The following is a 12,483-nucleotide window of genomic DNA, read 5'->3' as shown; positions in this document are numbered from 1 at the left end:
CCTCCAGCTTGAAACGGTCTGAAAGTAATTGTTAGTCTCTTTCAGCACCAATTGATTACACTATTCTTCACAGTATAAACACGTAGTAAAGTTATGAAAAAAGTCATACTCTTACATGTATTGGCTATGTCCAAAAGAATATTCTATATTTTCTTAATTCAATGCTTGTCTATGAGTCTGCTCTTCGCCAATAATGGCAATGCACAGATAAAAAAATAGACGAAGTACAGATCAATTTAAACCTTGCCAATTTATCTATTGTGCAAGCGTTTTCAACTATTGAATCTGAATCCGGTTTCAACTTTGTTTACACCAATAAAGAGTTGAAAAATATACCGGTAGTTTCAATTCAATCTAATAAATCAGTTTATGATGTTCTTGTTGAATTATCTGTCCAAACTGGTTTGCAGTTCAAACAAGTAAATAATAACATCCATGTTAGGAAAGGAAATAGCTCTAATCTAGAGAAGCCAGTTTCCATTCAAGAAAAAGTTCAAGAAACGGTTTCTGGAGTTGTCTTAGATGACACCAATTCTCCACTTCCTGGAGTATCTGTAATTGAAAAAGGGACATCCAATGGTGTCGTAACAGATTTAGATGGAAAATTCACACTTACGGTAAATTCCGAAGAGTCAGTATTGATTTTTAGTTTTATAGGCATGCAAACGATTGAGTTGCCTGTTGGAGATAGAAGAACCTTTAATCTTACGATGACTCCAGATGAAACATCTCTTGATGAAGTAATTGTGGTTGGTTATGGTACAGTTAAAAAATCAGATCTTACCGGTTCAGTGGGAGTAGTTGGAAGTGAGGAACTTCTAAAAGCTCCTATCAACAATGCTTTACAAGGTCTTAAAGGTAAAGTAGCTGGAGTTAATGTTTTCTTGAACTCTGGATCTCCTTCATCAAGTCCAAGAGTGTTAATTCGGGGTTTGGGTACCATTAATTCATCTTCTCAGCCGCTTTATGTGGTTGATGGGGTTGTGATGGAAAATATTGAGTTTCTAAATCCAAACGATATTGAAAGTATGGAGGTGCTTAAGGATGCATCTTCAACGGCAATTTATGGTGCAAGAGGAGCTAATGGTGTGATTATGGTTAGTACCAAAAGAGGAGCTAAAACCTTGGGCACTAGCGTGGGGTATGATGGTTTTTTAGTATTGGCGTACTTCCGAAAAAATTAGACGTTCTGAATGCAGAAGAATTTATGGAAGTTTTGGAGCGTGGGTTTGCTAACCATAGCAAATATAGACCCAACTCACCAATTCCTGCATTTACCAAAAACGATCCCAATCTTTTTGATGCGAATGGTAACCCATTATACGATACAGATTGGCAAGAAGAAGCAACTAGAACTGCTATTTCACATAACCATCAATTATCCTTTCAATCAAAAGCTGAGAAATCATCTTTTGGAGCCTTTCTTAATTATGCAGATATGGAAGGGATTATGTTGAATAATTACCTAAAGCGGATCAATGGTAAATTTGCGTTTGACGCTCAACCAAAAGAATGGTTGTCTATAGGGATTAATTTATTGGCAAATACCACCAATGAAAATGTATTTGAGGAAAGCGGAGGCCATCAAATGCCAAGGAGATCCATGATCGAGATGCCAGCTATTTTTCCTGTACAATTTCCAGATGGGACTTATAGTAATTCCAGCATGGTGTCAGACCCATATGGTTTAGAGGCAATTCCAAACCCAGTTCATGTACTAAAAACTCAAGATAGGTTAAGAAAGAGAACCAAATTATTTGGGAACTTTTATACCACATTCCATATCCTTCCGGGTTTAGATTTACGTTCTCAAATTGGTTTTGATAAGAATGACTATAACGAGCAGATTTACAGCCCTACGGATTTAATCAATATTTCTTCTCCAAATGGTTATGCTTACTTAGCAAATAATAGAAGTTTATATTGGCAACAAGAAAACTACTTAACCTATACAAAGGAGTTTGGCGACCATTCAATCAATGCAATGGCTGGTTTGAGTTGGCAAAAAAGAACCTCTGAATTCTTTAATGTGAGTGCAAGAGGCTTTTCTGATGATACTTTCACCTTCAACAGAATCCAGGCTGCAAGTCAACCCGGTACTCCCAATTCAGGATATGATGAATGGAGCATGAACTCTTATTTCTTAAGAGGTAACTATAATTTCAAAGACAAGTACCTAGTAACTTTCACTGGTAGAGTAGATGGTTCTTCCCGATTTGGCGATAATAATAAATATGGTGTTTTCCCTTCTGTAGGGGTAGGTTACGTTCTTTCAAACGAGCCGTTTATGCAAGGCTTGGCAAATTCCATTGATGAATTAAAAATAAGATCTAGTTTCGGTGTAACAGGAAATACAGAGATTCCAACTTACCAATCCTTAGGAACTATTTCAGCTGGGACCACTTTGCTGAATGGAACAAGAGCTCCAATAAGTTATGTAAACCGACTTCCAAACCCAGATTTGGAATGGGAAAAAACAAATCAGTTTGATGTTGGCTTTGACTTGGCTGTCTTAAACAGAGCTTTGGTATTTAGTTTTGATTATTATTATAAGCTTACCAATGACCTGTTGTTGGATAGACCAGTTCCATCATCTTCTGGTTTTGCAGCCGTAAGGGATAATATAGGATCTGTGTCAAACAGAGGTGTAGAGGTTTTGGTAAAAGCATTTCCAATCACAACCAATGATTTCAGCTGGGAGTCAAATCTAAATTTCTCCTACAATAAAAATAGAATTGAAAAACTTGGAGAAAATGATGAAGATATTTTCCCAGGTCCTTATTGGGTGTCAGGTTCTCAGACCATATTGAGAGTTGGCGAGCCTTTAAGTTCATTCTGGGGATTTGAAAGATTAGGTACTTGGGGTACTGATGAGGCAGCAGAGGCAGCAGAGGTAGGTGCTATTCCAGGTGAAGCCAAAAGAAGTGCTGAAAGAAAGATCATTGGAAACGGTCTTCCGAAATGGACCGGAAGCTTTATAAACAATTTTTATTATAAAAACTTTGATTTGACATTGGATGTGCAGTTTGTTGCAGGAGTAGATATTCTACAACAGTTCTTCCATTCAACACAGGACAGAACAGGTTTTGCCAGTGGGTTAAGCGATGTTTTATATGATGCTTGGACTGAGGATAATCAAAATACCATGGTTCAGCAAATTCGTAACGGACCTTATTCAGGTCAAAATAGTGAAGTGGATTCTCAATGGGTTACAGATGGATCTTACATCAGAGGTAATTTGATTTCTCTTGGTTATACCTTTAACGATTTAATTGCAAAGAATAAGGGATTCAATAAACTAAGAGTTTATGCAAATGTTCAAAATGCATTTTTGATTCACTCTAAGGATTTTAAAGGTTATGATCCTGAATCTTCATCATGGGAAGGGAATCAATGGGGACAGAATATTTTCTTTTTCCAATACCCTAGACCAAGAACATTTACTGTTGGTTTAAGTCTTCAATTTTAATCCTAAAGAAAACTTCTAATGAAAAAGATACATATATTATTTATTGGACTATTGATTTTCACGGCTTCTTGTGAGGGTTTCTTGGAAGAAAAGCCAAAGGACGAAGTAGCTTCTAATCAATATTTTAGTAGACCTGAACATGCAAGAGATGCTGTGAATGCCCTTTATAGAAGAGGTGCTATGCAGATGTATGAAACAGGAGTTTATTCTGGAGCAAGAATAATGTTTGGTCCATATCTTTCTGGATTCGTGGATAACGATTATAAAGGACAGGAATTCCATGTCCAAAGAGGGCAGACCATGACTTTCGATGGACTGAATTTGTCTGATTATTTCAATTCTATGTGGTCAGATATTTATAATGGAATATCTAGAGCTAATAATGCGATAAAGTATATCCCTACCACCCCTGGGTTGTCTTCAGCAGATGCTGAGAGATACATGGCTGAAGCAAAGTTCTTCAGGGCTTTGAATTATTATTATTTGGTAAGGATGTTTGGGGATGTTCCTTTGATCACAGAACCTTATGAAAGTCTTGAGAATCTTTTTGTGGAAAGAACTCCTGCAGCCCAGATTTATGATTTAATTGTAGATGATTTAAATTCGGCGATCCAAGGAGGAGGGTTGTCAAACCAATCTATGTCAAATAATTCAGGACGAATTTCAACCACTGTAGCGCAAACAGTTCTTGCAGAAGTTTACTTAACAATGAGTGGTGCTGCTATAGGAGAAGACAATTATGCAGAATCTGCCGCTACTGCCAGAGAAATTATTAATTCCGGAATTTATTCATTGGCTCAACACTCATTATCAGAAGATGGTGAAATTGTACCAAATGGTTCTGCATATAACAAACTGAAATCCAGTGTTTCAATTCCAGAGGAGTATATCTATTATTATGAGTTTGATGAAACAATTGCAAATAATGGGTATCCTGCGATTTGTTATCCAGTTACCATAGCTCCAGAATTGGCTTATGCGATTACCAATAATGCTTATGGTCCCACTCCACCATTGTTGAATTCCTATGATCATAAAAACGACCTTAGAGTTCAGGAGAAACAATATTTCCATTCATCAATTACAATTGATGGAGAGGAGATAGAGTTTGCTACCTCACCTTATATGTGGGTCGATGAAGAAGCTGCAAGTTCTACAGCGCTATCTAGTAAAGATAAAGTAATTTACTCTTATGCTGATGTATTGTTGATTGCTGCTGAATCTATTGCGAAGTCTGAGGGTGTAACAGCAGAAGCAGTTGACTACTTAGCTCAAATTAGAGAAAGAGCGTATTGGAATACGGATCCTTCAGAGATTAGAAATCAATTGGCAAGCTTGTCTACAGAACAGTTTGTTGAGGAAGTTTGGAAAGAAAGAGTTCGCGAACTTGTATTTGAATTTCCGATTTGGTTTGATGTGATGAGAACTAGAAAAATGCCAAGCCCTTCAAATGATGGTTCTGGAAACATCGATTTTATTGATGCAGTTGGGTCTTCCAACTTTTTCAACGGACCTATCCGAGAAGCGAATATGTTATTCCCATTACCCGAACAAGAGTTACAAAGAAATCCATCATTAACTCAAAATCCTGGATACGCTAATTAATTTATTCACCTGGGCAGTTTTAAAAATTGCCCAGGTGAATCTTTTTTGAATAAATAAATGCTTTGTTTCCAATATTTAAGACGAAGTAAAAAGGTAAATTTCTTTTGAATTCATTCGATTCAGAGAAATTGATCCCGTATCTTTCGTGTTGAAAAATTCAAGGATAAAGCTTTTTTAGACTTAATAGTCCATTTGTCAAAATGCTAAGCAAGTAAGTTCCTGAGAATATAACATTTCAATCAATTTTATTAACCTATGCTTTTGAATCCCAGATTACTTGGGTTAGGAATAGCTTTGACTATTTCAGCTCCAGTTGTAACAGCACAGGCGCAAACTGTATCCAAACTCACCTTGGATTCCTTTACTAACAATAAGGGAAGTTGGTCAGAAGTTGGAAGTGTTTGGTCTGACCTTGCTCCAAACAGTCATCAATTGATCTCTGAAGGAGAAGGAACAATTCTGTTTAACGCACCTACTAAGAAAAAACCAGGCGCAGACATCATTTCTTCGGAGAAATTTGGAGATGTAGAACTGAAATTAGTTTATATGATGGCCGAAGGTTCTAATTCAGGACTTTACCTTCAGGGTCAGTATGAAATCCAATTATTGGATAGCTGGCTAAAAAAGTCCTAAGGCTGGAAGTAACGGTGGAGTATATGAGCGATGGGACGATTCAAAACCAGATGGCCAAAAAGGTTATCAAGGATATGCTCCTAGACAAAATGTAAGTAAGGCTCCAGGAGTTTGGCAAACCTTAGAAGTAGGTTTTGAAGCTCCGAAGTTTTCTGCCAATGGAGAGAAAATCCAAAATGCCAAATTCAGATACATTCGACTAAATGGAGTGACCATTCATGAAAACCTAGAGCTCTTTGGGCCAACCAGAGGTGCATTAGCAGGAGGAGAAGTTGCAGAAGGTCCAATTAGAATCCAGGGAGATCATGGGGCTGTAGCCATCCAATCCCTTGAAGTAAAAAGGTTGGATATGTCTTCCCCAGAAATTAAAACCATCAATTATTCGGTTTTCCCGGGTGTTTATAATGAACTTCCTTCAACCTCCAGTTTGAAATCTGCGAATGCTGGAAGTGTGAAATCATTCGACGAATTTAAAACTGGTGTTACTGGTTCAAGTTTGACGAAATTTGAAGGAACATTAGCTATCAAAGAGGCAGGTAATTATACCTTGGATTTAGAGGTTCCTAGAGGTCTTGGAGCTTTGGTAATTGGGGACAATTCCGCATCCGTAGAATTAAAGCAAGGAAGAGTTCGTGTAGAGAAAGCGTTATCTGCAGGAATTGTACCTTATACCCTATGGGTTTCCAAGCCAAGAGATTGGACCGCTCAAGGGTTCAACCTAACCGCAAATGCGGAAGGTATGTGGCCAGTAGTTTTGAGTGAACCTGCGCTTGCTTATAATAATTCTGTGGATCCTATTTGGGTAAAAACAGAAGAAACCCCGGTATTGAGAAGCTTCGTAGAGCTTCCAAACAGAACGAAATTATCCCATGCTGTTTCTGTGTCTTCTGAGTACGGTACCCACTTTACCTACGACTTAGAAAGCAATCAACTTATTCGAGTATGGAGAGGGGAATTTTTAGATGCTACTCCCATGTGGCATAGTAGAGGGAATGGCGTTTCTAGACCCTTAGGTACTACTGTGGAATTGAGCTTGGGTACCCCGTTATTGCTAACCAATTCCTTCACAAAACCTGAAGAAGAATTGAAAAGTATGGGGTATCAGGTATTGGGTACTGGAGATATGATCTTCACTGCCAAAACCTCCAATGGAGGAGAAATGAAAGACCATATTCAATTGATGTCTTCAGGTAAAGGAATCACCAGAACAATCCAATTGTCTGGAGCAGGATCTTATATGATCAAGGTGCTTCCCGGTAGCTCTTTGAAGAAAGTATCCAAGACCCTATATCTAATTGAAGATACTGGAGCATACTTAGAAGTACTTACAGATGGGGTAACACCTCAACTAGGTAGTTCAGAAGAAGGAGAAGGTGTTTTTCTTCCTCTAAATTCAAATTTGAGCTATGTTATTTTATTCTAAATCAGGCCAAAAGATGAAAAAGATGAATTTAAAAAGATGGATCTTGGCCGCAATGAGTGTGGCGTGTATTAACACCACTTTTGCTCAGGAATCGCCAAAAGAGGAAGATTATTTTAAGATAACAAGAGTACCGGCACCAGAAGGTTTGCTTTTGGAAGTGGGTGGCTTGACCATGTTGCCAAATGGTAATTTAGGGGTGTCTACCAGAAGAGGAGATGTATTTGTGGTAGAAAATCCTACTTCTTCCAGACCGTATTTCAGAAAATTTGCTTCAGGCTTACATGAAGCCCTAGGTTTACATTATGAGGACGGGGCATTCTACGCAGTTCAGCGTGGTGAGTTGACCAAAATGGTAGATACCAACGGAGATGATAAAGCGGATGTATACGAAACCGTAGCAGCCTGGCCATTATCAGCCCATTACCACGAATATAGCTTTGGGCCAAAAGTAGCTGCTGATGGTTCTTTTATAGTCACTACCAATGTGGCTTTTGGAGATCAGGAATGGTGGAGAGGTGAAAGCCGGGTTCCATACCGTGGATGGACTTTGAAAGTTCATAGAGATGGAACGATCGAACCATATGCTACAGGAATGAGATCTCCTGCGGGTGTAAACGTCTTGAATGGGGATGTGTTCTATACTGAAAACCAAGGGGATTACCAAGGGTCTGGGGGCTTGTGGCATTTGGAGAAAGGTGATTTCTCAGGACACCCAGCAGGTTTAAGATGGTCTGGGTTGCCAAATTCTCCTATAGCTATTACTTCAGAAGAATTTGATAAAGTAGTGGATCCTCAAAAAGTGAAGGATGAAAATGGAAGATATATCAAGCCTGAAAATGTGGTGGATGACAACTTTGTGACCTTATACGAAGCAAAGAAATCCTTGCCGGCAATCAAGCTTCCAGCGGTGTGGTTCCCTTATGGAGTTCATGGAATTTCCACTTCAGAACCAATTCTTATACCTGAGGGCTTCTATGGTCCATTTGCAGGTCAATTACTGGTAGGTGATCAAGGTCAAAGTAAGATCATGAGGGTAGTGCTGGAGAAAGTAAAAGGAGAGTACCAAGGTGCTTCCATTGATTTTAGAAATGGATTCCAGTCTGGAGTTTTAAGAATGGCTTTTGCGGATGATCAATCCTTATTCGTAGGTGAGACCAACAGAGGATGGGGGTCGGCCGGTGATGCCAATGAAGGGTTGCAGCGATTGGTATGGAATAGAGAGCTTCCATTTGAAATGAGAACAGTCAAAGCAAAAGTAGATGGTTTTGAAATCGAATTTACCAAACCGGTAAATAAGGAGTCTGCTGAAGACTTAAGTTCTTATGAAGTAAGCAGCTATACCTATAAATACCATCCAGTCTACGGAAGTCCTCCGGTAAGAAACATGGAGCATGAGATCTTGGGTGTTGAAGTGTCTGAAGATGGAATGAAAGTGAGAATTGCAGTAAAGGATATGAAGCAATATCACGTTCATAAAATCAGTTTGCCAGGCATAAGAGAAGCAAGTGATTCGCATGAATTGATTCACCCAGATGCTTATTATACCTTAAATAATATTCCGGATGGCACTAAAATGGCCATCAAGCCTAAGCCTGTTCCAGTAGTAGAAGAGAAGGCAGCTCCAAAAAAGCAACTCCAGCTCCTGCTAAAGTAGTGGCTGCAGCAGAAGCGATTCCTTCTGAGGCTGAAATCAAGACGTTATTGGCAAAAAATACCTGTACGGCTTGTCATGCTGCAGATAAAAAGTAGTTGGTCCTGCTTTTAAAGATGTGGCAGAAAGAGGGTATACCCCAGAACAAATCGTTGAATTAATCTATAATCCAAAACCTGAAAACTGGCCTGGATATGCAACTCCAATGGCTCCAATGCCTCAAGTGAAAAGGGAGGATGCCTTGAAGATTGCTAGATGGATTAATTCCTTAAAATAATAATGGTAGAAATAATTGAGTTTTAAATCGGAAACCGAGATTCTAATAGAGTCTCGGTTTTTTTGGTTAATAAAATGGGGAAGAGCAGGATAGGTGGTAAAAATGAAATGCTAATATGCATCTTGTAAACTCTTAAAAGCCCAGAATGATGCGTCTATCTCTTCTTATTTTTGGATTGATTTTATCCTTTGCCTTACATGCTAAAACCATCACTTTAGACTCCCTGTCAAAAGAGAAGTCCAAGAAACCCAATGTGATATTTATTTTGGCAGATCAATGGAGGGCTCAGGAATTAGGATATGCGGGAAGTGAAAATGTGATCACTCCTAATTTGGATGCCCTTGCCGAAGAGAGCTTGGTGTTTCATAATGCAGTTTCCGTCAGTCCGGTATGTACTCCCTGGAGAGCCAGTTTTATGACAGGGCAATACCCTTTGACCAATGGGATTTTTACAATGATAAACCCTTACCTACGGAAGCATTAACTGCCGGGAAAATTTACAAAGAAGAGGGATATCATACAGGCTATATAGGTAAATGGCACTTGAATGGGCATCCAAGAGGAGCGGATTCATTTGCTTCCAGAGATTTGCCAGTTCCAAAAGAAAGAAGACAAGGATTTGATTATTGGAAAGTCAGAGAAGTGACCCACAATTATAACAACAGTTTTTATTTTGATGAAAACAATGAAAAGCACTTTTGGGAAGGATATGATGTATTTCCCCAAACGGATAGTGCCATCAGTTTCATCAATAAAAATACGGATCATCCATTTTTCTCATGTTATCCTATGGTCCGCCTCATGACCCTTATTTCTCAGCTCCCGAAGAGTTTAAGAAATTGTATCAGGAAGATCAGATTAAACTTAGACCAAACGTGCCAGAGGAATTACAGGATAGTGCCAGGCATGTTTTGGCAGGATATTATGCCCATTGCACCGCGGTAGATAAAGCCATAGGAGATTTGCTTTCCGCTCTGGATGAGGCAGGACTTAAGGATAACACCATTTTGGTTTTTTCTTCTGAGCATGGAGATATGCTGCTTTCCAAAGGGGTGTTGAAAAAACAACGCCCTTGGGATGAGTCTATTAAAGTTCCTTTGCTGATACGATATCCGGATAGGTATGGAAATTCCCGGAAGGATATCTATGACCCTATCAATACTCCGGATTTGTTGCCTACACTATTGGGGATGAGCAAAATTGAAATCCCGAATACCATGGAAGGAACCAATTTCTCTAAACAACTGAGAATGGGAAAGGATTTAGGAAATGAGGCGGCGCTGGTCATGTTGCCCGTACCGTTTCATGAATGGAAATTCATGAATGGTGGCCGGGAATACCGAGGAATTAGAACCAGAAGATATACCTATGTCAAAGACCTATTGGGGCCTTGGTTACTTTATGACAATGAAAAAGACCCTTATCAAATGAATAATTTGGTAGGGAAGGAGGAATTCAAACAGTTGCAGGAGGAATTAGAGCAAATCTTACAGGCAAAACTAACCAAAACAAATGATGCGTTTTTGCCTGCTGACCGATACATGGAAATGTGGAACTACCTCTATGATCACCCAGGAGGTAGAAGTGATAGCACACGTTTGGAGAATTATTTACAAATCAATAGAAACGATTAATTCAAAGACAAATCTAGAATTAGCTAAATTGAGAGTGGTGGGAGCTAGTTTTTACTTGCCGCCAAGACCTTGTTTTAATTTTTAATTGTTTATGATGTCTCGAAACTTCATTCTAATCCTTTTGATCGTTGTTTTTTTCGCCTGTACTGAAGGGCGAAAGGAAAAGGTCCTTTCTACTGTATATGCTGCAGATGTCATTATTTATGGAGGAACCTCTGCTGCGATAACGGCTGCTGTACAGGTTAAGAAAATGGGTAAATCGGTATTGGTGGTTTCTCCTGATCAGCATTTGGGAGGGTTGTCTGCTGGAGGACTTGGTTATACAGATACCGGTAATAAATCCGTGATTGGTGGATTGGCCCGAGATTTTTATGGTAGGGTTTATGCACATTACCAGCAAGATTCAGCTTGGAAATGGCAAGCGCGTGAGGAGTATGGGAATAAAGGGCAGGGAACCCCAGCGATTGATGGAGATGCGAGAACAATGTGGATTTTTGAACCCCATGTGGCCGAACAGATTTTTGAAGACTATGTCAATGAATTTCAGATTCAAGTATATAGAAATGAATGGCTTGATCGAAATCAGGGAGTGGTATTGGATGCAGGGGAAATTAAGTCCCTAAGAACCCTTCAGGAAAAATCTTTGAAGGGCAGGTTTTTATTGATGCAACTTACGAAGGCGATTTAATGGCTGCCTCAGGGGTTTCTTATCATATCGGTAGGGAATCCAATGAAGTTTATGATGAAACCTGGAATGGAGTGCAAGTAGGAGTCTATCAGCATGGGCATTACTTCAAAGATTCTATTAGTGCTTATCAAGTGCCCGGTGATCCATCAAGCGGTTTGTTGCCAGAACTATCAAACACTCCTCCGGGTGTAAATGGACAAGGTGATTCCAAATTACAGGCATATAATTATCGAATGTGTTTAAGCCGCCATCCGGAAAACCGAGTAGCTTTTGAAATGCCAGAAAATTATGACCCCGCTCGATATGAATTATTGGCGAGAGTTTATGAATCAGGTTGGGATGAGACCTTTCAGAAATATGATCCTATTCCTAATTTAAAGACGGATACCAATAATCATGGTCCTTTCAGTACTGATTACATCGGTAAAAATTATAACTATCCTGAAGCAAGTTATGAAGAGCGAAAGGCCCTATTAAAAGATCATATAGACTACCAAAAAGGATTGATGTATTTCCTGGCGAATGATCCCAGTGTTCCAGATGAGGTACGAAATGAAATGGCACAATGGGGATTGGCCAAGGACGAATTTCAGGATAATGGAAATTGGCCGCATCAGATTTATGTGCGTGAGGCTCGAAGGATGTTAGGAGATTATGTAATGACCGAACATGAAGTTTTAGGTAACAAAGAGGTGCCTAATTCAATTGGAATGGGCTCTTATTCATTGGATTCCCATAATGTTCAAAGGTTTGTGACCCCCGGGGATATGTTCAGAATGAAGGAGATATTGGCGTTCACCCTAAGCAGCCCTATAGTATTTCGTACGGAACCCTGGTGCCTCGAAAATCAGAGTGCACCAATCTGTTGGTGCCTGTTTGTGTTTCTAGCTCCCATACAGCTTTTGGATCCATCCGAATGGAGCCTGTATTTATGATATTAGGACAATCAGCTGCTGCAGCCGCTGCTTTGGCCATAAACACAGACCTTCCTGTTCAAGACATTGATTATCAAGAGCTCCGAGAGATTCTGTTAAATGAGAAGCAAATATTGGAATTGGAAGGAAAGTTGTAACCCCACCAAATTCTATGGGGAATGTCTTCCT

The 12,483-nt window shown here is 39.4% G+C and carries 7 protein-coding genes and 3 pseudogenes; all 10 read left to right on the top strand.

Translation table 11 applies throughout. The features are described from left to right. Positions 1-260: 260 nt before the first annotated feature. The 10 genes and pseudogenes from V8V91_RS07060 (at position 261) to V8V91_RS07015 (ending at position 12,452) form a co-directional block, all read left to right on the top strand. On the top strand, positions 261-1,184 hold the full coding sequence (locus V8V91_RS07060) for a TonB-dependent receptor plug domain-containing protein (RefSeq protein ID WP_373399461.1): 924 nt from the start codon (positions 261-263) through the stop codon (positions 1,182-1,184). Positions 1,185-1,207: 23 nt separating this feature from the next. After that, positions 1,208-3,469, top strand: a complete 2,262-nt coding sequence (locus tag V8V91_RS07055) for a SusC/RagA family TonB-linked outer membrane protein (RefSeq protein WP_373399460.1) — start codon at positions 1,208-1,210, stop codon at positions 3,467-3,469. An 18-nt stretch (positions 3,470-3,487) separates the two neighbouring features. Continuing rightward, positions 3,488-5,074 carry a RagB/SusD family nutrient uptake outer membrane protein gene (locus tag V8V91_RS07050; protein ID WP_373399459.1) on the top strand — a complete coding sequence of 529 codons (1,587 nt, stop codon included), beginning with the start codon at positions 3,488-3,490 and terminating at the stop codon, positions 5,072-5,074. A 255-nt stretch (positions 5,075-5,329) separates the two neighbouring features. Continuing rightward, positions 5,330-5,707: a family 16 glycoside hydrolase gene (locus V8V91_RS07045; RefSeq protein ID WP_373399458.1), complete on the top strand. Its 378-nt coding sequence runs from the start codon at positions 5,330-5,332 to the stop codon at positions 5,705-5,707. A 16-nt stretch (positions 5,708-5,723) separates the two neighbouring features. Continuing rightward, positions 5,724-7,130 (top strand): annotated as a pseudogene (locus tag V8V91_RS07040) (family 16 glycoside hydrolase); the annotation flags it as partial. A 22-nt stretch (positions 7,131-7,152) separates the two neighbouring features. Then, positions 7,153-8,784 (top strand): hypothetical protein, encoded by a 1,632-nt coding sequence (locus V8V91_RS07035; protein WP_373399457.1) that lies wholly within the window; start codon positions 7,153-7,155, stop codon positions 8,782-8,784. 115 nt (positions 8,785-8,899) lie between these two features. Then, entirely contained in the window at positions 8,900-9,058 is a 159-nt protein-coding gene (locus V8V91_RS07030) for a hypothetical protein (protein ID WP_373399456.1), read from the top strand. 145 nt (positions 9,059-9,203) lie between these two features. Beyond that, a pseudogene (locus tag V8V91_RS07025) lies at positions 9,204-10,003 on the top strand (sulfatase-like hydrolase/transferase). Further along, a complete protein-coding gene (locus V8V91_RS07020) occupies positions 9,898-10,692 on the top strand; it encodes a sulfatase/phosphatase domain-containing protein (RefSeq protein WP_373400637.1) in 795 nt (264 codons plus the stop codon). The pseudogene V8V91_RS07025 and the gene V8V91_RS07020 overlap by 106 nt, the downstream one beginning before the upstream one ends. 94 nt (positions 10,693-10,786) lie before the next feature. After that, positions 10,787-12,452: pseudogene (locus V8V91_RS07015) on the top strand (FAD-dependent oxidoreductase). Positions 12,453-12,483 lie beyond the last annotated feature (31 nt).

Source organism: Algoriphagus halophilus (assembly GCF_041729275.1).
In the GTDB taxonomy this organism is placed as follows: domain Bacteria; phylum Bacteroidota; class Bacteroidia; order Cytophagales; family Cyclobacteriaceae; genus Algoriphagus; species Algoriphagus halophilus_A.
The sequence above is the reverse complement of the archived record's forward strand: the minus strand, read 5'-3'. Positions and strand labels throughout refer to the sequence as shown.